Origin of the sequence: Pantoea sp. JZ29 (assembly GCF_035190385.1) — a bacterium.
Classification (GTDB): domain Bacteria; phylum Pseudomonadota; class Gammaproteobacteria; order Enterobacterales; family Enterobacteriaceae; genus Pantoea; species Pantoea stewartii.
Genome location: NZ_CP045241.1, coordinates 2,550,202 through 2,572,336, shown reverse-complemented (window position 1 = coordinate 2,572,336; position 22,135 = coordinate 2,550,202). Strand labels below are relative to the sequence as shown.

Here is a 22,135-nt window from a genome sequence, read left to right as displayed (position 1 = left end):
AGGACAAAGGCAACGTCTCACTCGAACATCGGTGGATAGAGGCCGTTGCGTCCCGGCTGTGCACCTGCTGCCGGATTAAACAGTAATGAGAACAGTTCTGCCGTGAGGGTACCGCTATGCTTGTGTGTCGCATGTACGAAACCGTCACTGCGGTTGCTCCACCAGTAACTTATGTGTTGCTGCGGGTCGAAATGTTCGGCGACGTCCTGCCAGCTCAGCGTGCAGGGCAGGTCCGCGAAACCGATTACATCCATAATATCTGACGGCTGCTGCACCGGGACCATCAGCGGAGCCAGGGCCTGGATGTGCTGATCGAGCTGGTCCGGGCTCAGGCCGTGAGTCACGGCATTCAGCAGCGTGGCCCCCAAATCCTGATACCAGTCTCCCGAGATCGTTAACTGTGCCGGATGCCACTGACTGAGCGGAAAGCTCAGCAAGGCCAGCAGCGGCCAGGCGCGCCCCACACGATCGCATGACGGTAACAGGCAGCCCATCTGTACCTGCTGACGCGTTGGCGTGATCGGTAACACAAAATTCCACACCGGCGCGCGCAGAAAATCGGCGCTCACGGCCGCGTCCTGCTGATGCCAGTGAATGAGGCCCTGCTGAAACCAGTGATTCCACGGCGTGATGACCTGTTCAGTGAGCCGATGATGTATAAAGTCCCCTGTTGAGGGCAGTTTGCCAAACCAGCCAGGGGCCAGAGATACAGACATGTTCACCTCGCCATTATGGATTATGCGTTGTCGGGCGCTGTGCCTTCGCGGGGGCAATAGCCAGTACCGCGCCGCCGCGGCCCGCATTGTTCAAATTATCAGCCAGCTTGCGCATCATCAGCGCATTGTCACGCGCATAAGGTGAAGACTGAATTTGCTGATCGAGTAGCTGGCTTAAATGCCAGTCAAGCTGCTGCAAATCCCGCGCGCTGACCTTTTCAGGTAACGAACGCTGCAGATTTTGCAGTAGCCAGGCCCGTAGAAATTCCCCATCGTAGTTTCTGGGCTGATACAGCATCTGATAAGCGCGGAGCGCATTACGACTGTATTCATTGTCATCACCGGGATCGTTACGCAGCAGGTTGGTGATCTGCTGAGCGACCCGGGGCAGCAGTAAAGACTTAAGCGCATTTTGATAAAGCGCCCAGGCGGCATCGCTGACCTGATTGCCACGATATAAGCCTGCCCGCATAGTAAGCGGCGGATTATCGAGAGAAAACTGGTCGGACACCGGTAACTTCACCAGGTTATTCAGAAAGGGTAGCAGATCAAAAATATTATCAGCGGGCTGATGTATCACTTGCTGACTTTGTGCAGAAATTGCCGGTACGCGCGCGGTAACCTGCTGCAGATAATGCTGGTTCTGATAGTAGCTGATCAACCACAGTCCGCTCATGATCACCAGCGCTCCGGCCAGCATGCCATAGCCAATCCAGTGCAGGAGCTGATTACGGTATTCCCAGCGACGATTGCTGCCCGCCAGGCCACTTTCTTTAAACACCAGATTGCTCAGCAAATCACGAATAAAAAAGCTCTGGCCTTTATTGCCGGGAATAGGGCTGTTGCGGTTGACCCGATCCCAGGCGGCAATCGAGTGTGCCCCCGCCTGACGCAGTTGCAGTTTGCGGCTCAGCTCGCCCATCACGCGGTCAAAAGGCAAACCTTCCTGTGTACCGCTGGTAAAGAACAGCCCACGAGGATTCCAGGCCACGGTCTCAGAACGCGGGGAAAAAATGCTGTCCAGGTATTCGCTGAGCAGGGGACGCAGCGAAGCAAACTCCTGCGGAAACAGAAAACATTCTGCCCGCTCATTGAGGTCGCGCTCATGGGTCATTTGCCCGGCCAGTTGCTGCTGCAGTTGCTGTTCTAACTGCGTAAACTGCCCCTCGAAGTGAAGATGCCAGTCCTGCTTGTGTGGCTTACCGGCTTCCCAGGGAAACGTGAAGCCCCAGATAGCATCGCGGCGGGCCTTCTCCATGCTGCCGAAATAACTCATAAAGCCTTTCAGCAGGTCGGTTTTGGTCACCATGACATAGACGGGAAAATGAATACCGGTGTGCTGATGCAGTTCGTTCAGCCGTTCGCGCAGCGCATTCGCCTGTTCGTAACGCGCCTCAGCCGAATCGCTGAGTAAATCCGCGACGCTGATGGTCAGGATGACGCCGTTGATCGGCTGCCGCGCCCGATAGCGCTTCAGCAGATTGATAAAACTCTGCCACTCGCTGGCATCGCGTGCCCGCTGGCTTTCCTGTAACGCATAGCGCCCGGCGGTATCGATCAGCACGGCGCTGTCGGTGAACCACCAGTCGCAGTGCCGGGTACCGCCGACGCCGCGAACGGCCTCGTTGCCGAACGTATCGGTCAGGGGAAATTTCAGGCCGGCATTGAGCAGAGCGGTGGTTTTACCAGCACCCGGCGCACCAATCATCAGATACCAGGGGAGCTGATAGAGGTAATTGGCGTTAATCCGTGCCCACAGGCTGCCCTGGCGTCGGCCAAAATGGGTGCGCTTGAGGCGCATGGCCGCCTCACTAAAGCGCTGGCTGAGCAGCGCCTCAGTGGCCTGCCGTTCCGCCGGATCGTCGCTCTCTGCGACCTGCAACCGGTCAAGCAGGCGACTGTTGAACCAGGCACGGTACAGCGCAGGAATTAGCTGGAAACCAATCCAGAGAAGATAAAGCAGACTGACCACAATCTTGCGGTGTAGCGCGGGTTCAAGCGGGCGGGTTTCATTCCACGCGATAAGCGGTCCCAGCATCCACAGCAGGCAACTCAGTGCCGTGACGCCAATAAAGCTCCACAGCAGCCGATGCGTTAAGAATAAGCGGAAAGAAGCGCGCATCAGGGTGTTCCTTGGTGAGTACTCAGTGTTTCAGGTGCGGCAAACAGCGTAATTTCAACACGGCGATTACGGGTACGGTTCTCGCTGCTGTCGTTGGGCAGCAGCGGATCGCTGTCGCCGCGGCCTTCTGACCGGAGCACGTGTGAATCGGCCAGTTGCACCTGCAGTAACTGGCTAATCGCACGGGCACGGGCGAAAGAGAATTCATAGTTTGAGGCAAACCGACTGCCGTCAACAGGCTGATCGTCGGTAAACACCGACACCAGAATGGTGCCTTTGACGTCTTTCATCGCTGCGGAGACGCGCGCCAGAAGCGCCCGGCCCACCGGATTAATCACCGTGCCCTGTTCGGCAAACAGCTTGTCTGCCGGGATAATCACTTTGCTGCCAAACGCACCGTCGCTGACTTCGAGCTGGCCGGCGGCGATCACGTCATTTAACCGCTGACGTAAGTCGAGCAGCGCCTGTGGCGAAGAAGGGCGACGATTCATCATGATTTGTGGCAACGGCATATTATACAGACTGCGCAGCAGGGGCTCAGCCGCGTTGCCGAGCCGCCAGTTGAGTCCGCTGTAAATCAGGCAGCCGATCAGGGCGACCAGCATGGCACAGGCCCAGAGTGGCACCATCGGACGGGCCAGCGTATTAACCAGGGGATGTACCTGCACCAGCGGCGTGGACTCCGTGGTTTGCTGCGCACGGGTTTCGTCGATCAGCGCTTTTAACCTTGCCCGCAGGCTGTCGCACTGCGCCCGGCCTTTTTCACTGCCCCGGTAACGCCCTTCATAACCCAGCAGCAGGCAGTAATGAATAATTTCCAGCAGCCAAAGGTGCTGCTGAGGGCTTTGTGAAATGCGTGAAAGCAGCTGGAAGAACTTTTCGCCGCCCCAGCTTTCATTATGGAAGGTCACCAGCATGCCGTTGCCGGACCAGACGCCGCGCGTGCCCCATGGCGTTTGCGCGGCGGCTTCATCCAGGGCACTGCACACACAGTACCGTGCACCGATGATCATCTCAAACGGCAGGCCTGCCTGCTTGCAGCGTTGTTCAAACAGGCGGATTTCATCAATCAGAGACTGACGTAAACCTGCCGGGTCATCGTGGGTAGCAGCCTGACGAATTTGCACCACCGCATTCAGCAGAGGCGCGGCCGCTTTAAGTAACAAATTTTCGCGACCAGAGGTCGTCACCTCACGCGGTGAAGATTCCACGCTCATGGCTGTGTGTACTTCCCGCGTTGCGTTGCGCGTCCGGCAGTATGCGCAGGACGGCAGGGGTTAAATTTCATCAGTTCATGATCCAGGTTGCCGTCGTGACAGGACCGCAGTGTCTGCTGTCGCCACCCACGTCAACGCACAGGGGTTAAGTTATCTGGCCATGCAAATGCGTGCTGCCTCGCGTGTCACCGTCAGGACGATGGTTCACACCGGTGGTCAGCTCAACCTCGCCGGGAGCCTGCCCGCGGACATCACCGCAATGGCATATCCGTATCGGCAACGTCAGGGTGGACCGGGGCTGTGTTGAGCCTTTGCCCGCGCGGCCTGACTCAGGCAAGGGCGGTGGGCATGTCCCGAACAGGGCGCGCGCGTTCCACTGCACGTCACCGGCGAATCGGCATTGACCGAGGAGGGGGCGTTTTGCTGCCGGACAAAAAATGTGCAGCTAACGGGCAAAACGCTAAATGATTTTTCACCCTTTTCCTCACGTCAGTGTCTCTGCCTGCACCATGTTTATCACACGTATCGCGCCTCCTCATCGGGAGGCGCACAGCCGGGCAGGTGATCTGTTCAGAGACAAGGCCGCTCATGGTCACTCTTTACAGCGCTCAGTCTACCTAAGACTTTTGAGAATTCAAACCATTGCACCCAATGATATAGCATGGTAATGGCCGTTTAGCCCGTTCCTTGTGCAGGGGCTTCAGGGATGGCACCTCCGGGGCAGTATCGGGCGCATTACTCGCGACATTTCGCCTCAAAAAAGCGGGTGATCCCATCCCTGCCACGGCCCGGCGGCCTGGGTAAAAGAATAAGCCGCGTTAACCACTTTACACCGCAGTGAGAAACGGAAAGGGCGGAACGTGCGGCACAAGCCGTCAGGCTAAGAAAAGATGGGGCGGAAACGGCACGGCTTTTGCTTGACTCCTTTTTTGTACGAAAAGGGGATGAGCAATGGATGACGCACTGAGCTGGGTGCAGGCCTCACGGCAAAGCGATATTGCCAGCCTGCAACGCCTTCGCCAGACCGGTAAACTCATTACCACCGTCAGCGAACTGGTGCATCAGCTTCAGCGTGAGCGGGGGGCGAGCACTCTGTGGATTTGTTCTGAAGGCCGGCTTTACGGTGAGCAGCGGCTCGCCAGTGAGCAGGATGTGACGCGCTGCCAACGGGATTTTTGCCAGGCCTTACCCAAAGCCGAAGCCCAGCCGGGATACAGCCGGTTCTGTAACCTGATCGCCGCCGCGCTGCAGGCCCTGGCCGGGTTACCGGCGTTGCGCCAGCAGATTACGCAACAACAGATTGCGCACGCGCAGGCCGTTGCGGCATTCAACACCATTATCCGTAGCTTACTGAACCTGGTCTTTGAAGCCGCCGACACCGCCAGCCATCCTGACATTACCCGCGCGCTCATTGCGCTGTTCAGCTTTATGCAGGGCAAAGAGCTGGCGGGACAGGAACGCGCTCTGGGAGCGGCCGGCTTTGCCGCCGGCCAGTTCAGCGCAGAGCAGCGCAGCGCCATGGTGGCCTTAATTGAAGCACAGGAGCAAAGTTTTTCGACGTTCCAGCAGTTTGCCGATGAGGCGGTTTTGCACCACTGGCAGCCGCTGGCGCAGGCCAGTCGCGAGATTGAACGACTGCGGCGCATTGCCTGTACCGACGGGCGGCGGGATGACAGCGGCGCACCGCACTGGTTTTCACTGCTGTCACAGCGTATCGATCAAATGAAACTGCTGGAGGATCAGCTGTCAGCCACGCTGATGTCGCGCTGCCGCGAGGCGATCGCACTGGCACAGCATCAGGCCGCTGAACCCCTGCATGTGGCACAGTCGGGCTGCAATTTTACGTTATATGTCTCCGGGGCGGACTGGCTGGCTGCCGAGTCCGGTGCGCTGAACAGCGACGGGCTGGCGCCCCAGCTCGGTCGCTCGCTGCTGTCGTTGATCGCGGAGCAGTCCCAGCGTTTGCAGCATCAGGCCAATGAGCTGGCCACTCTGCGCGCCACGCTGGAAGAGCGCAAACTGCTCGACCAGGCTAAAAACTGGCTGATGCAGCAGCATGGGTTGAGTGAAGAGCACGCCTGGCAACGGCTGCGTAAAAGCGCGATGGATCAGAACAAACGGCTGCCGGAAATCGCTCAGGCGATCGTCACGGTGGCCGCCACGATGAAGAGGTAACTCGAAAGCGTTAGCTGCACAATGCTTGTGCGTGATCTGCGTCACCAATGTGCAAAATCGGTTAAAAACTCGCCAGAGGAAACCCTGAAGCGCCACGCGCAGGACCGTTTCAAAGCTGGCACGCGGTTTGCTTTACCTTACTGAGTGTGTGCATTTGCTTTGCCAACGGCGGTAAAGCGAGTGCTTTGGATAAAGGCGTCCATCTCCCTGTGAAAGCAGTGGAGAGGACGCCTTTTTTTATTTCCTGAGGGTGGCAAAAAATGAGCAAATCGCCAGTTTCACTGTCTCGTCGTCAACTGCTGTTATCCAGCGCCGCCGTTGGCGGGCTGTGGCTGTTGCCGGGATTGCGCAACGCCGTATGGGCGGCGGGTTCCGATGCGCCAGAAAAAGCCACCGTGCGGGTGGGATTTATTCCGCTGACCGACTGTGCGCCGGTCGTCATGGCCTCGGTGAAAGGCTTTGACAAAAAATATGGTCTGACGCTACAGCCCAGTAAAGAAGCCAGTTGGGCAGCCGTCCGCGACAAGCTGATCTCCGGTGAGCTCGATGCGGCACACGTTTTGTACAGCCTGATCTATGGCCTGCAACTGGGCGTTGCCGGCCCGCAGCATGCGATGGCGAACCTGATGACGCTTAATAACAATGGCCAGGCGATCTCCCTGTCGAACCAGCTGAAAGCGCAGAAGGTTACCGATGCCGCCAGCCTGAAAAAGACCATCGACAGCCAGGCCAAAGGCAGTCTCACCTTTGCCCATACCTTTCCGACCAGCACCCACGCGATGTGGCTGTACTACTGGCTGGCGAATGCCGGTATCAATCCGTTTGATGACGTGCGCACCGTCGTCGTGCCGCCGCCGCAGATGGTGATGAATATGAAGATTGGCAATATGAGCGGCTTCTGTGTGGGCGAGCCGTGGAACCAGCGCGCCATCAGCGACGATATTGGTTTTACCGTCGCCACCAGTCAGCAGATTTGGCCCGATCATCCCGAAAAAATTCTCGGCACCCGCGCCGCGTGGGTGAAAGAGAACCCCAATACGGCGCGCGCGCTGACGGCGGCTGTCCTTGAGACGGCACGCTGGATCGATGCCTCCGATGATAACCGCCGCGAAACGGCGCAGGTGCTGGCCGGGCGCGCCTGGATCAACACCAAACCTGAGATTCTGCAAGGCCGCATGCTCGGCCAGTACGAAAACGGGCTGGGACAGAAATGGCAGGATCCGCATGCGATGCGCTTCTTCCATGACGGCAGCGTCAGTTTCCCGTATCTGTCCGATGGTATGTGGTTCCTTACCCAGCTTAAGCGCTGGGGAATGCTGACCCAGGATCCGGACTACCTGGCTGTCGCAAAGCAGATCAACCAGATCGATATCTACAAACAGGCTGCCAGCGCTGTCGGCAACGTCACGTTGCCCGGCAGTGAGATGCGCAGCAGCACCCTGATGGACGGCAAGGTATGGGATGGCACGAATCCTGCCGCTTACGCCGCCAGCTTTGCCATTAACCATAAAGAGAGGTCGTGATGAAAACCCAGACTCGCTCGCTGGCGCAGCCTGAGACGCTGCCCACCCACGCCACCGTGGTGCCCCTTCAGGTGACGCCGAAAAAGATGCGTTCACCTGCGCGCCTGCGTCCGTTTTTGCAGCGTGCCATTCCCGCGCTGTGCGGTGTGCTGCTTCTGCTCCTGATCTGGCAGATCGCGGCGCTTTCCAGCAAAGGCTTTCCCGGCCCGTACGCCACCTGGGAGGCGGCGAAAGTCCTGTTCGCCGATCCGTTCTATAACAACGGTCCCAACGATCAGGGCATCGGCTGGAATGTGCTGGCCTCGCTGCAGCGCGTGGCTGTCGGCTTTGGTCTGGCCGCGCTGGTGGGGATTCCCGCAGGCTTTCTGCTGGGGCGTTTTACCTTTGTAGCACGCATGTTCAATCCGGTTATCGCGCTACTGCGCCCGGTCAGCCCGCTGGCCTGGCTGCCTATCGGCCTGCTGCTGTTTCAGCGGGCCGAACCGGCCTCCAGCTGGACCATTTTTATCTGTTCCATCTGGCCGATGATTATCAATACCGCAGAAGGCGTACAGCGCATTCCCCAGGATTACCTCAACGTGGCGCGCGTGCTGCAACTGTCGGAATGGACCATCCTGCGCCGCATCCTGTTTCCCGCCGTTCTGCCAGCGGTGCTGACCGGGGTCCGCCTGTCGATTGGCATCGCCTGGCTGGTGATCGTGGCCGCCGAAATGCTGACGGGCGGCCTGGGGATCGGATTCTGGATCTGGAACGAGTGGAACAACCTCAATGTTGAAAACATCCTGATTGCCATTTTGCTGATTGGCGTCGTCGGCCTGCTACTGGAGCAGGGACTGATGCTGCTGGCGCGTCGCTTTAGCTGGGATAAATAAGGGGAACACTATGCAACCTATCATTCGTGTACAGCAGGTCAGCCAGCGTTTTACCACCTCCGGCGGCGATTTTCTGGCGCTCGATAATGTCAGTTTTGATCTTCATCAGGGGGAAACGCTGAGCCTGATCGGTCACTCTGGCTGTGGTAAATCCACGCTGCTCAACCTGATCGCCGGTTTAACCCGGCCTACCAGCGGTGTCCTGTTGTGCGATAACCGCGAAGTTACCGGCCCCGGCCCTGAGCGCGCCGTTGTGTTCCAAAACCACTCTCTGTTGCCCTGGCTGACGGCGTATCAAAACGTTGAGCTGGCGGTCGAGCAGGTGTTCAAAGGCAAGATGAACAAAGCCGAAAGACGTGACTGGATCGAGCACAACCTCAACCAGGTGCAAATGAGTCATGCCATGCATAAGCGCCCCGGCGAGATCTCCGGCGGCATGAAGCAGCGCGTCGGCATCGCCCGCGCGCTGGCAATGAAACCTCGCGTGCTGCTGCTGGACGAACCCTTCGGTGCGCTGGATGCCTTAACGCGCGCGCATCTGCAGGACAGCGTCATGCGCATCCAGCAGGCGCTGAACACCACCATCGTCCTGATTACCCATGATGTGGATGAAGCCGTGTTGCTGTCCGATCGGGTGCTGATGATGACCAATGGCCCGGCGGCGCAGGTGGGCGACATCCTGACGATTGACCTGGCCCGGCCGCGTTCACGCGTGGCGCTGGCAGATGACGTGCGTTATCACCATCTGCGCCAGAAAGTGCTGCATTTTCTCTACGAAAAACAAACCTCGGCGGCATAAGGACGACACCATGAGACAACGGTTGCTGGTTGTGGGTAACGGGATGGCGGGCATGCACATGGTGGAAACCCTGGTGCAGCTGGCGCCGACGCGTTACGACATCACCGTGATTGGCCGTGAGCCGCACGGCAACTATAACCGTGTGCTGTTGTCGCCACTGCTGGCCGGAGAAACCACCGTTGCGCAAACGCTGATCCACGATCGTGACTGGTATCACCGTCACGGCATGACCTTGCTGGCGGGAGAGACGGTGGAACAGGTGAATGTCGCTGAGCGGACCTTACGCACCGACCAGCGCCTGCTGCACTGGGACCGCCTGGTACTGGCGACCGGATCGCAGCCCTGTCGGCCGTCTGTCCCAGGCAGCGACCTGCCGCATGTCAGCACCTTTCGCACGCTGCAGGATGTAGACACTTTGCTGGCGGGGCAGGGTCCGGTCGTGGTGGTCGGCGGCGGCTTTCTGGGTATTGAAGCGGCCGCCGGCCTTCAGGCACAGGGGCGTCAGGTTACGCTGCTTCATCGTCAGTCGTGTTTGCTGGACAAACAACTGGACGCCAGGGCAGGGGAATTACTGCTGGCTCAGCTCCGGGCGCGCGGCATTCGCTGTGAACTGAATACCAGCCTTGCGGCGATCCGGACGGATAGCGTGATCCTCCACGATGGCCGGGTGCTGGCGGCGCGGCAGGTGGTGATGGCCATTGGTGTCCAGCCGGCAATCGCCCTGGCGCAGGCCGCCGGGATTCCCTGCCAGCGCGGCATTCTGGTGGATCGCCAGTTGCGCAGTGCGCACGCGGGAATTTATGCCGTAGGCGAATGTTGTGAAATCAGCGGCGAGACCTTCGGTCTGGTCGCGCCCTGTCTGGCCCAGGCGAAGATTCTGGCGGCGCAACTGGCCGATCGGCCTCAGGCGGATTTCTACAGCGCGGCCACGGGCACCCGTCTCAAAGTCAGCGGCATTTCCCTGTTTAGCGCCGGTGACGTTCGCGAAGCCCCGTCTGTCACTAGTTTTGACCCGATCGCCGGGCACTATCGCCGCCTGTTCCTCAAAGACGGCCGGCTGAACGGCGTGCTGCTGTATGGCGACTGCCAGCAAAGTGGTGCGCTGCTGAACCAACTCCATAATGCCGGACCGGTTTCTGTGAATACGCTGTTCGGCCTTGATGAACCTGAAACGCAGCCGCTGGCTGCAGGAAACCCTGTGATGAGCCAAACGAAACCTGTATTAGCCGTGGTGGGTCACGGCATGGTCAGCCACCATTTTCTGGAGCAACTGGTCGATCGTAACCTGCATCAACATTATCACGTGGTGGTTTACGGCGAAGAGCGCTATCAGGCTTACGACCGGGTTCACCTTTCCGAGTATTTCACCGGTAAAACGGCCACGCAGTTGTCGCTGGTAAGCGAGGAATTTTTTGCCCAAAACGCGATTGAACTGCGTAGCGGTTGCCGGGTAGAGGCGATCGATCGCCAGCAGCGCAGCCTGCGCGACAGCGCGGGCCGTGAGCTGGCCTGGGATAAGCTGGTGCTGGCCACCGGCTCGCGCGCCTTTGTCCCCCCGGTACCCGGCCATGACGGCGAGCGCTGCTTTGTCTACCGCACGCTGGACGATCTGGATGCCATCGCAGCCTGTGCCCGCCAGAGTCAGCGCGGCGTGGTGATCGGCGGCGGGCTGCTGGGCCTGGAGGCCGCCAACGCGCTGAAGCAGCTTGGGCTGGAGACCCACGTGGTTGAGTTTGCGCCGCGCCTGATGGCCGTGCAACTGGACGAAGGCGGGGCGCTGATGCTGCGGCAAAAGATCGACGCGCTGGGCGTGACGGTACATACCGCGAAGCAGACCGAACAAATTGCCAGCCAGCCTGACGGCAGTCTGGTGCTGCACTTTGCCGATGGCGGCGAGCTGGCCACCGACCTGGTGCTGTTCTCTGCCGGTATCCGTCCGCGTGATGAGCTGGCCCGCAGTGCCGACATCAGCGTGGGGCCGCGCGGCGGCATTACCATCAATGACCATTGCCAGACCAGTGACAGCGACATTTATGCCATCGGCGAATGCGCGCTGTGGAACGGGCAGATTTTTGGCCTGGTAGCGCCGGGCTACCAGATGGCGCGAGTGCTGGCCGGGCATCTGGCGGCCGAACCCGCGCAGTTCACCGGTGCCGACATGAGCACCAAACTGAAGCTGCTGGGCGTAGAAGTCGCCTCCTTTGGCGATGCGCACGGCAAAACACCGGGCAGCCTGAGCTACCACTGGGCCAATGGACCAAAAGGCATTTACAAGAAGATCGTCGTGAGCGCCGACAATACACGACTGCTGGGCGGCGTGCTGGTGGGAGACAGCAGCGACTATGCCACCCTCCTGCAAACGATGTTAAATGACATGCCGCTGCCGGCAGCACCGGAAGCGCTGATTTTGCCTGTATTAAATGGCGCGCCGGCCAAAGGGTTGGGCGTCGCTGCGCTGCCGGACAGCGCCCAGGTGTGCTCCTGTCATAACGTCAGTAAAGGCGATATCTGCCAGGCGGTGCAAAGTGGCTGTGGCGAGATGGCCAGTATTAAAAGCTGTACCAAAGCGGCAACCGGCTGTGGCGGCTGCGCCGCGCTGGTAAAACAGGTGATGGAGTTTCAGCTGGAAAACCAGGGCGTCGCCGTTAAAAAAGACATCTGTGAGCACTTCGCCTATTCCCGTCAGGCGCTGTATGACCTGATCCGTATCAATGGCATCAAAACCTTTGACGAGCTGCTGGCCAGCCACGGACGGGGCTGTGGTTGCGAGGTATGTAAACCGCTGGTGGGTTCGCTGCTGGCCTCGTGCTGGAACGATTACCTGCTGAAACCGGCCCATTTACCCTTACAGGACACGAATGACCGTTACTTTGCCAATATCCAGAAAGATGGCACCTATTCGGTAGTGCCGCGCGTGCCAGGGGGCGAGATCACGCCACAGGGCCTGATCGCCATCGGCGAAGTGGCCGCGCGTTACGATCTCTATACCAAAATCACCGGCGGCCAGCGTATCGATCTGTTTGGTGCGCGATTGGACCAGTTGCCTGCTATCTGGGAAACCCTGCTGGAAGCCGGCTTTGAAACCGGTCATGCCTACGGAAAATCCCTGCGTACAGTGAAATCCTGCGTTGGCTCGACCTGGTGTCGTTATGGCGTGCAGGATTCTACCGCCTTCGCCATCGCGCTGGAGAACCGGTATAAGGGCCTGCGCGCACCACATAAGATCAAGATGGCCGTGTCCGGCTGTACCCGCGAATGTGCGGAAGCGCAAAGTAAAGATATCGGGGTCATCGCCACGGAAAACGGCTGGAACCTGTATGTCTGCGGCAATGGCGGCATGAAGCCACGCCATGCGGAACTGTTTGCCAGCGATCTGGACGATGACACGTTGATCCGGTACGTCGACCGGATTCTGATGTTCTACGTGCGCACGGCGGATCGCCTGCAGCGTACCAGCGTCTGGATGGATAACATGGAGGGCGGGCTGGACTACCTGCGTGAGGTGGTGATTCATGACAGCCTGGGGATCGCCGCCACGCTGGAACAGGACATGCAACAGGTGGTGGACACCTGGCAGTGTGAATGGCAGACCACGCTGGCCGATCCTTCGCGACGTGCGCTGTTTACCGCCACAGTGAACAGCGATCACCCGGACGAAACGCTGCACTATGCACGCGTGCGCGGACAACGCCAGCCCCACAAGGCCAGCGGTATTCCCCTGATGCATCTGCCCGCCGAACCCTGGAGCGAAATCTGTCCGCTGGAGGCCATCCCGCCAGAGGCCGGCATCGGGGCCCGTCTTGGCAGCGTCCGTATTGCTTTATTCCGTCTGGGTGATGACTGTTATGCGCTGGAGGATCGTGAGCCAGGCAGCGAAGCCAGCGTGCTGTCACGCGGCATCCTTGGCGATGTTGCCGGGGAGCCGGTGGTGATCTCTCCGCTTTACAAACAGCGGGTGCGCCTGCGGGACGGACAGAGCCTGGATAACCCTCAGCATCAACTGCGCTGCTGGCCGGTCAAACTGGAGGACGGCCAGGTGTGGGTCGCCAACCGTCCGCTTAACCTGATGGCGCAGGCATCATGAAAACCACCTGCGCTTATTGCGGTGTGGGCTGCGGCGTCGAGGTCACGCAGTCGCAGAGCGCGTCGGCTCAGGTCCAGGGCGATGCCAGTCATCCGGCGAATGCCGGGCGGCTGTGCGTGAAGGGCGCGGCGCTGGGCGAAACCCTGACACAGGCCGGACGGTTGCTGCATCCTCAGCTTCATCACCAGCGCGTCAACATGGAGACGGCGCTGGATGCCGCGGCTGACGGACTGCGCAGGATTATCGATACGTACGGCCCGGAGGCGGTGGCTTTTTACGGTTCCGGCCAGTTGCTGACCGAGGATTACTATGTGGCGAACAAGCTGATGAAAGGTTTTCTCGGCGTCGCCAATATCGATACCAATTCACGCCTGTGTATGGCCTCAGCGGTGACGGGCTATAAACGGGCGTTCGGCGCGGATGCCGTGCCGTGCTGTTACGAGGATCTGGATCAGGCCGAGGTGGTTATCCTGGTCGGCTCGAACGCCGCCTGGGCTCATCCGGTGCTGTTTCAGCGCCTGAAGCAGGCAAAAACGCAGCGCCCTGAGATGCAGGTTGTGGTGATCGATCCGCGCCGCACGGCCAGTTGTGAATTCGCCGATCTGCATTTACCGCTCCGGCCGGGCAGCGATCCGGCCCTGTTTTCGGGCCTGTTGCACTGGCTGGAACAGCATAGCGGCATTGACGCCACGATGCTGCCGCATCTGGACGGTGTAGACACAACCATACAGGCCGCGCGGCAGTGGGATTGTGCGACGGTGGCAGCCCATTGTGATATCAGCCACGACATGATCGCCGCGTTCTACCGGTTGTTTACCCGGCATGAGCGCGTACTGACCTTATGGTGTATGGGCATCAACCAGTCACAAAGCGGCAGTGACAACAACAATGCCATTCTCAATGCGCATCTGCTCAGCGGCAAGATAGGCCGACCCGGCTGCGGCCCGTTTTCGCTGACCGGACAGCCGAATGCGATGGGCGGGCGGGAGGTTGGCGGACTGGCCAACCAACTGGCGGCTCATATGAGTTTCACCGCGGAAGACTGCGACCGTTTACAGCGTTTCTGGCGCAGTCCGCGTATGGCGCGTCAGCCCGGCCTGACGGCGGTCGATCTGTTCGACGCCATTGAGCGCGGGGCGATCAAAGCCGTATGGATTATGGGCACCAATCCGGCGGTTTCGATGCCAGAAGGCAATCGCATTGCCCGGGCGCTGGCTGCCTGTCCGCTGGTGATTGTGTCAGACGTACTGGCGCAAACGGATACCACCGCCTTTGCGCATATTTTGCTACCCGCGCAGGGCTGGGGGGAAAAGAACGGCACCGTGACCAATTCTGAACGCCGGATTTCCCGCCAGCGCGCGTTTATGCCCCCGGCCGGAGAAGCGAAACCGGACTGGTGGTTACTCGCCCAGGTCGCCCAGCGTCTGGGTTTTCATGAAGGCTTTGCCTGGACGCACCCGGCAGCCATCTTCCGCGAACACGCGGCGTTGTCGGGGTTTGAGAACAATGGCCAGCGCGCGTTTGATATCAGCGGTCTGGCCGGGATGAGCGACGCACAGTGGGATGCGCTGACGCCGGTGCAGTGGCCGGTCAACGCCCGCTATCCCCAGGGTTGCGCGCGGCTGTTTAGCGACCGGCACTTTTACCATCCTGATGGTAAAGCCCGCCTGTTGCCACCGGCCACGCCGCAGCCCGTCACGTGCAGGGCGGCGTATCCGTTATTGATGAACAGCGGACGGATCCGCGATCAGTGGCACACCATGACACGCACAGGCCTGGTTCCCCGGCTCATGCAGCATTGTGATGAGCCGTTTGCAGCACTGCATCCGCAGGACGCACAACGCTATGGCCTGTGCGCGGGGGCACTGGCACGGGTGCAGTCCGACGCGGGCTGGATGACGGTGCGCGTGACGCTGGACAGCGGTCTGCGACGCGGTGAGATCTTTGTCCCTATGCACTGGAACCGACAGTTCAGTCTGCAGGGCACGGTCGGCGGGCTGGTGGCCTCAACCCGCTGTCCGGTCTCGGCACAGCCTGCCTTTAAACAAACCGCCGTACGTATCCAGCCGCTCCACACCCGCTGGCAGGGCTGGCTCTGGCAGCGCGACGTAAGCCCGCCTGACGGGCTGCGCTACTGGGCGCGTACACCCTATGAGGGCGCGCAACGTTTTAGCCTGGCCGGAGACGGTTCGCCAGAACAGTGGCTCACGGCAACGATCCCGCTGGACGGGCTGCAACGGCAAACCGCCCACGCGGCGGAACCGCATTACCGCCTGCTGGCCTGGCGCAACGGTGAGCTGCAGCTGGCCTTTTATGCCGGCGCGTCGTTACCCGCGATCGATCATGACTGGGTTGCGCAGGCTTTTCGCCAGGCGCCGGCGAATGCGGCGGAACGGCATGCTCTGCTGGCGGGACAATCGGCACAACGTGCCGTGGCTGGCCGGACGATCTGTAGCTGCTTTGGCGTCGGAGAAAACACGATCTTACAGGCGATTAAACAGGGCTGTCACAGCACCCAGGCACTGGGTAACGCACTCAACTGTGGTACTAACTGCGGCTCCTGTCTGCCGGAGCTAAAACACCTTTTGCTTTCCGTTGCTGTACCGGAGGAAGAATGACGATCGCGATCAACGCTTTAGATAAACTGCTGGCGCCGGAAAACGCGTCTGGCCCGGGCAAGGTCTGGCTGGTCGGGGCCGGGCCGGGGGATGTGGAGCTACTGACAGTCAAGGCGCTGCGTCTGCTACAACGCGCGGACGTCGTGGTTTATGATCGCCTGGTCAGCGAAGCGGTGATGGCGGAAGTCGCCAGCAGCGCGCTCTGTATCGACGTTGGTAAACAGCCGGGTCATCACGGCCTGAAGCAGGCACAGATCAATCAACTGCTGGTGGATCTGGCCGCCAGCGGGCGCAATGTCGTGCGGTTAAAAGGCGGCGATCCCTTTATCTTTGGCCGTGGCGGCGAAGAGATGGTCAGCCTGCAGCAGGCGAATATTGTCTGCGAGGTGGTACCCGGCATTACCGCCGCCGTGGGCTGTGCGGCTGCCAGCGGCATTCCGCTGACGCACCGTGACTGCGCCCAGTCATTGCGCTTTATCACCGGGCACGGGCGCAGCGGCGAACCGCAGCTGGATGCGGCGGCGCTGACCGCCACCAATCAGACGCTGGTGTTTTACATGGGGTTAAGCTGGAGCAGCGTGATTAGCGCCCGGTTACGGGAATATGGCCGCAGTGAGGCGACGCCGGTGGCAATCATTGAAAACGGTACGCGCCGGGACCAGCGGGTGCTGATCACCACGCTGGCCGGGTTGCCTGATACGGTCGAACAGCAAAAACCGGTGTCGCCGTCGTTACTGATTGTAGGCGACGTGGTGCGCTATTACCGTGCCGATCTTATGGCTGCCCAATCGCGCGAGGCGGCGATGAGCGTGACGGCATCGCACTGACGATGACGGCGTCGGGGGAAAATCAGGGACAGGCTATCCTGACCGGCGGGTCGGAGTGGGCGCAACCAGCACCCTGACGCCCAGCGCTTCAAAGGCCGCAATATGCGACGGGCTGATCCCACTGTCGGTGATCAGATAGTGGATGTGGCTCCAGTCGCAGGGCAGGGCAAACATCGAGACCTTGTCGATTTTGCTGGAGTCCGCCACAACATAAACGGTACTGGCGGAGTTAATCATCGCCATTTTCACTTTAATATCGGTTTCACTGGGAAAGCTCAGGCCCAGCCGCGGCGAAATACAGGCGGTGGCGAGAAACAGCTTTTCCGCCAGCACATTTTCAAAAAAGCTGGCCGCTTTCTCGCCCGACGTTGACAGCGTCGGAAACTTAAAGGTGCCGCCTGTCAGCAACACATTAATGCCCGGCTCACCGCCCAGTTTCAGGGCGATGTTGACGGCGGTGGTCACCACGGACAGACGGCGAATGTGGCTGATGGCATCGGCAATCGCCGTCGTTGTCGTACCGGAATCGAAAATCACCGTATCGCCATTTTCGATGTGCTGCGCGGCCAGACGACCAATGGCGTCTTTCTCTTCCAGATGCGTCTGACGTTCAAGCTGCAACAGGCCGGTGTTCTGCTTGCCGGTCACCAGCGTTGCGCCACCATGATAGCGTTGTACAAACCCCTGTTTTTGCAGCATGCGCAGGTCGGTCCGCAGCGTGGCCTCGGTAAGCCCAAAGGTTTGGGTTAACGCTTTAACCGTTACCGTGCCGTCTTCCCGAATCATCTCTAAAATCTTTTCACGCCGCTGCTGCATTTCAGCTAACTGCTCAGTTTTGCTTTTCAATCGAAATGCTCCCTCTTTTACTTGCATCGGGCTTCGTGCATTCACGCGCTGTGAAAGAGTTTACCTTGCCGGTTTCGCGTTGGCGAGTGAGTCCCGAATCTCTGTGTGTTTTCGAACGAAAATGAATATGACTTATTGTCGCCTCCTGTCTCTCAGCCTGTCACCGTTTGCACCGCCTGTTTCACGGGATCTGTAATCTGGATCACGGGATTTTAACGGGCTGTCGCTGCCTGAAGGGCATTTTCGCGAAATTTGATCTTAGCCACATTAACCATCAATTCGATAGCATATATTTTTGTTCGAAAATGATTGTGGGGAATTAAAACCTGAGAGGACAGTCGGATGAGCAGTGAATATGACGTTAACCTGCGTTATGGCGTAGACAACAACATGGATCTCAGCGGCAAAGTAGCCGTGGTGACGGGCGGCCTGGGCGGCATTGCCATGGCCAGTAACGAGATGCTGTTGAAGAAAGGGGCTCGCCTGGCGCTGCTTTATCCGCCTTTTGAAGCCGAAAAGGCGGAACACCTGCGTGAGACGTTCGCGGGTCAGCCGGTGCAGCTGGTGTGCTGTGATGTGACGGAACCTGCCGACGTTGAACGGGCGTTCGGGGAGGTGGAAAACCACTACGGACATATCGACATTCTGGTGAACTGCGCGGGCTATGTGATGCTCCAGCCGGTGCTGGACACCGAATTTGCGGAATGGCAAAAGCAGATCGCCGTCAATCTGACCGGGCCTTTTCTGTGCTCGCAGGCAGTGGCGAAACGCATGGTCCGGGCTGGCAACGGCGGCAAGATTATTAATATCGCCTCTCAGGCGGCCTCCATCGCTATCGACAACCATGTGGCCTATACCTCGGCGAAAGCTGGCCTGCTGGGTATGACAAAGGTGATGGCGAAAGAGTTCGCCCCGCACCGCATTAACGTCAATACCTTATCACCGACGGTGGTACTGACGCCCATGGGCGAAAAAGCCTGGCGCGGTGAGAAGGGCACAGAAATGAAAAAACTCATCCCCTTAGGCCGCTTTGCCTATACCGACGAAATTGCCGCCGCCGTCCTGTTCTTTGCCAGCAATGGCAGCGACATGATCACCGGTGCTGACCTGATGATCGACGGTGGATTCACCATCTGGTAAGGCGACCGGCCCCGTCATCTTTTCCCTGCCACAACGATAATAGCGAGACATCACCATGAAAAAAACGACGTTGCTCTGTACTTCGATTGCCGCCTGCCTGTTTTCCCACGCGGCGCTTGCCGTGGAAAAGGGCACCATCATGATTTTGGTTAACTCCCTGGATAATCCCTATTATGCCTCAGAAGCGAAGGGGGCCAATCTGAAAGCGCAGGAACTGGGCTACAAAACCTCGGTGCTGTCTCATGGTGAGGATGTCAAAAAACAAAATGAGCTGATCGATGCGGCCATCGGCAAAAAAGTGCAGGGCATCATTCTGGATAACGCGGACTCGACAGCCAGCGTCGCGGCCATTAAGAAAGCGAAAGACGCCGGGATACCGGTGGTGTTAATCAATCGCGAAATCCCGGTAGACGATGTGGCGCTGGAACAAATCACCCATAACAATTTTCAGGCCGGTTCGGATGTGGCCAACGTGTTTGTCGAGAAAATGGGTGAGAAAGGCAAGTATGCCGAGCTGACCTGTAACCTCGCAGACAACAACTGCGTCACCCGTTCAAAATCCTTCCACCAGGTGCTGGAACAGTATCCCGATATGCAAAGCATCGCCCGTCAGGATGCCAAAGGCACGCTTATCGACGGCAAACGCATCATGGACAGCATTTTACAGGCCCACCCGGACGTAAAAGGGGTGATTTGCGGTAATGGTCCGGTTGCGCTGGGCGCGATTGCCGCACTAAAAGCGGCAGGCCGCAACGATGTGGTCGTGGTCGGGATTGACGGCAGCAATGACGAGCGTGATGCGGTGAAAGCCGGGACCTTAAAAGCCACCGTCATGCTGCAGGCCCAGGCGATTGCCGCGCAGGGCATGACTGACCTGGATAACTACATCCAGAAGGGCGTCAAGCCGGAGAAACAACGTGTGATGTTTCGCGGCATTCTGATCACGCCAGACAATGCCAAAAACGTACAAGATTTTAACTACAAGTCGTAATTCACGCGTATTGCGCCCGTCTTTACGGGCGCCAGGGAGAATGTATGTACAACCGACTCTGTCTGATACTGGTGACCGCCGCGCTGAGTGGCTGCCGTATTGTCTCGCAGCAGGAACTGGCCGATCTCAAGAATCCCCCCAATCCGCACATGGCCAACATCCACGCCCTCTGGCAGCAGAAGCTGGTTCCGCAGATCGTCGCTCAGGCCAGACCGTTGGGCGAGTTGATGCAGCGGCTGCAGGCAGAGAAGGATCTGGACAGCGCCTGTAAGGCGCTCGGCTATCGCTCACAAAGCGAAAACCCCTGTGTCTTTAGCGTCAGTGTCAGCGGCGATGTCACGGCGCTGGAGACCACCTCGCGCAACGGCAAAATGAAAGTCAAAGATGCATCAGGTGACACTGTCACTATTCAGACGGGCCCGATCATTCGTGGTACGGCGCTGCGGGATGCGTATAAAGGCACCAGCTATCAGGACTTCAACAATCAGGATCTGTTCAGTGATTTTGGCAAAGCCATTAATCAGCAGGCCGTCAACATGATGAAGGACAGCCATATCAAAACCGGTGATCACGTCCAGGTGGTAGGGGTGTTCAGTAGCTGGGATATTCCGCGCGCCCTTCCTGCTATCACGCCAGCCCAGATTACGCGTCAGTGAGGAGGTGATCATGCCTGAAGCGCAACCGCAAGACGACGTCATTATTGAAACGCGTGGCCTGTCACGCGTGTATCCCGGTGTGACCGCGCTGGATCAGGTCAATTATCGGGTCTATCGCAACAAAGTAAATGTGCTGATCGGGGAGAACGGCGCAGGCAAATCCACCATGATGAAGATGCTGGCGGGGGTTGAAACGCCCTCATCAGGTGAAATCTGGCTGGATGGCAAGCCGGTTACGCTCAGTTCCACTCATCAGGCTGAGAAGTTGGGCATCAGCATTATTTTTCAGGAACTGAACCTGTTCCCCAATATGAATGTGATGGACAACATCTTTATCGCCAACGAATTCTTTCAGCGCGGCGTCATCAATGAAAAGTACCAGTATCAGCTGGCCCAGGCGCTGCTGGAGCGGCTGGAGCTGGACGTCGATCCCTGTGCGCCGCTGGATGAGTTAGGCATTGGTCATCAACAACTGGTAGAGATTGCCCGGGCGCTGTCAAAGGACACGCGCGTGCTGATCATGGACGAACCCACCAGCGCCCTGAGTCAGTCGGAAGTCAAAGTGCTGTTCAACGTGATTGAGCAACTCAAGCGACGTGGCGTCACCATCATTTATATCTCCCATCGGCTGGAAGAACTGATGGAAATTGGCGACCACATCACCATTTTCCGGGACGGGCGCTTTATTGCGGAACGGGAGGTGCGCGAGGCCAGCGTGCCCTGGATCATTGCGCAAATGGTGGGCGACAAGACAAAACATTTCGACTATCAGCCTGCCGTACAGGGCGAAACGGTACTGAAAGTCGACGGGCTGACGGCGCTGCATCAGAACGGCGGTTACCGCCTGAATGCAGTCAGTTTTAGCCTGCGCAAAGGCGAGGTGATTGGGATTTATGGTCTGCTGGGTGCCGGGCGAACGGAGCTGTTTAAAGGTCTGATCGGGCTACAGCCCTGTCAGGACGGGCATATCTGTCTGGGTGAGCAGCGACTGGATACCTGTAATTTTCAGCAGCGGCTCAGGCGTGGTATTGCGCTGGTGCCGGAGGATCGCAAGGGCGAAGGCATCGTGGGGTTGATGTCGATCACCGCCAACATGACGTTGTCCGATCTCAGCCTGCGCGGGTTTCGACGCGCGCTGGGCCTCGTAAACCCTGAACGGGAGCAGCAGCGGGTGAATGAGATGATTCGGCAACTGGCCATTAAAGTCAGCGACAGCGAACTGCCCATCACCTCGCTGAGCGGCGGCAACCAACAGAAAGTGGTGCTGGGCAAAGCGCTGATGACCGGTCCTCAGGTCGTCCTGCTCGATGAACCCACGCGCGGCATTGATGTGGGCGCCAAAACCGATGTGTACCACCTGATTGGTCAGCTGGCGCAACAGGGGCTGGCGGTCATGTTTTCGTCGTCTGAACTGGATGAGGTCATGGCGCTGGCCGATCGCATTCTGGTGATGGCCGACGGCCGTATTACTGCCGATCTTCCCCGCGCGGATGCCACGCGCGAAAAACTGATTAGCGCGTCAACCCCGCAAGCCTGAGGTGCCGGAGAA

The 22,135-nt window shown here is 58.9% G+C and carries 16 protein-coding genes; 12 read left to right on the top strand and 4 right to left on the bottom strand.

The window, feature by feature from the left end; all coding sequences use genetic code 11:
- Positions 1-17 precede the first annotated feature (17 nt).
- From tagF to icmH, 3 genes are read right to left on the bottom strand one after another with little or no spacing between them, the layout of a single operon-like run.
- A complete protein-coding gene (gene tagF, locus GC090_RS11935) occupies positions 18-716 on the bottom strand; it encodes a type VI secretion system-associated protein TagF (RefSeq protein WP_006118915.1) in 699 nt (232 codons plus the stop codon).
- 13 nt (positions 717-729) lie between these two features.
- Entirely contained in the window at positions 730-2,838 is a 2,109-nt protein-coding gene (gene tssM, locus GC090_RS11930) for a type VI secretion system membrane subunit TssM (protein WP_033741079.1), read from the bottom strand.
- Positions 2,838-4,055 (bottom strand): type IVB secretion system protein IcmH/DotU, encoded by a 1,218-nt coding sequence (icmH, locus tag GC090_RS11925; protein ID WP_033741082.1) that lies wholly within the window; start codon positions 4,053-4,055, stop codon positions 2,838-2,840. Before icmH ends, tssM begins: the two co-directional genes overlap by 1 nt.
- 109 nt (positions 4,056-4,164) lie before the next feature.
- Here icmH and GC090_RS11920 point away from each other — a divergent pair, with 109 nt between their 5' ends.
- The 8 genes from GC090_RS11920 to cobA all read left to right on the top strand — a co-directional run bounded on the left by GC090_RS11920 (position 4,165) and on the right by cobA (position 16,953).
- The gene (locus tag GC090_RS11920) at positions 4,165-4,362 is read left to right on the top strand and encodes a hypothetical protein (protein ID WP_155489648.1); all 198 of its coding nucleotides are present in this window, start codon (positions 4,165-4,167) and stop codon (positions 4,360-4,362) included.
- 644 nt (positions 4,363-5,006) lie between these two features.
- Positions 5,007-6,230 carry a nitrate regulatory protein gene (locus GC090_RS11915; protein ID WP_039340692.1) on the top strand — a complete coding sequence of 408 codons (1,224 nt, stop codon included), beginning with the start codon at positions 5,007-5,009 and terminating at the stop codon, positions 6,228-6,230.
- Positions 6,231-6,490: 260 nt separating this feature from the next.
- Entirely contained in the window at positions 6,491-7,753 is a 1,263-nt protein-coding gene (locus tag GC090_RS11910; protein WP_033741083.1) for a CmpA/NrtA family ABC transporter substrate-binding protein, read from the top strand.
- Positions 7,753-8,625, top strand: a complete 873-nt coding sequence (gene ntrB, locus GC090_RS11905) for a nitrate ABC transporter permease (protein WP_006118920.1) — start codon at positions 7,753-7,755, stop codon at positions 8,623-8,625. Before GC090_RS11910 ends, ntrB begins: the two co-directional genes overlap by 1 nt.
- Positions 8,626-8,635: 10 nt before the next feature.
- The gene (locus GC090_RS11900; RefSeq protein ID WP_033741085.1) at positions 8,636-9,424 is read left to right on the top strand and encodes an ABC transporter ATP-binding protein; all 789 of its coding nucleotides are present in this window, start codon (positions 8,636-8,638) and stop codon (positions 9,422-9,424) included.
- A gap of 10 nt (positions 9,425-9,434) precedes the next feature.
- Complete coding sequence (nirB, locus tag GC090_RS11895) at positions 9,435-13,508, top strand: nitrite reductase large subunit NirB (protein ID WP_324019873.1); 4,074 nt, start codon at positions 9,435-9,437, stop codon at positions 13,506-13,508.
- On the top strand, positions 13,505-16,126 hold the full coding sequence (locus tag GC090_RS11890) for a nitrate reductase (protein WP_324019871.1): 2,622 nt from the start codon (positions 13,505-13,507) through the stop codon (positions 16,124-16,126). Before nirB ends, GC090_RS11890 begins: the two co-directional genes overlap by 4 nt.
- Positions 16,123-16,953, top strand: coding sequence for a uroporphyrinogen-III C-methyltransferase (gene cobA, locus GC090_RS11885; protein WP_324019870.1), 831 nt, complete (start codon positions 16,123-16,125; stop codon positions 16,951-16,953). Before GC090_RS11890 ends, cobA begins: the two co-directional genes overlap by 4 nt.
- A 33-nt stretch (positions 16,954-16,986) precedes the next feature.
- Here the strand turns inward: cobA and GC090_RS11880 are convergent, their stop codons facing one another.
- Complete coding sequence (locus GC090_RS11880) at positions 16,987-17,799, bottom strand: DeoR/GlpR family DNA-binding transcription regulator (RefSeq protein WP_006118925.1); 813 nt, start codon at positions 17,797-17,799, stop codon at positions 16,987-16,989.
- A 342-nt stretch (positions 17,800-18,141) separates the two neighbouring features.
- Between GC090_RS11880 and GC090_RS11875 the strand changes: the two genes are divergently transcribed.
- From GC090_RS11875 to GC090_RS11860, 4 genes are read left to right on the top strand one after another with little or no spacing between them, the layout of a single operon-like run.
- Positions 18,142-18,939, top strand: coding sequence for a GolD/DthD family dehydrogenase (locus GC090_RS11875; RefSeq protein WP_006118926.1), 798 nt, complete (start codon positions 18,142-18,144; stop codon positions 18,937-18,939).
- A 55-nt stretch (positions 18,940-18,994) separates the two neighbouring features.
- The gene (locus tag GC090_RS11870; RefSeq protein WP_033741095.1) at positions 18,995-19,930 is read left to right on the top strand and encodes a D-ribose ABC transporter substrate-binding protein; all 936 of its coding nucleotides are present in this window, start codon (positions 18,995-18,997) and stop codon (positions 19,928-19,930) included.
- Between the two features lie 44 nt (positions 19,931-19,974).
- Positions 19,975-20,586, top strand: a complete 612-nt coding sequence (locus tag GC090_RS11865; protein WP_324019866.1) for a DUF2291 family protein — start codon at positions 19,975-19,977, stop codon at positions 20,584-20,586.
- A 10-nt stretch (positions 20,587-20,596) separates the two neighbouring features.
- Positions 20,597-22,123, top strand: a complete 1,527-nt coding sequence (locus tag GC090_RS11860) for a sugar ABC transporter ATP-binding protein (protein ID WP_058701713.1) — start codon at positions 20,597-20,599, stop codon at positions 22,121-22,123.
- Positions 22,124-22,135 lie beyond the last annotated feature (12 nt).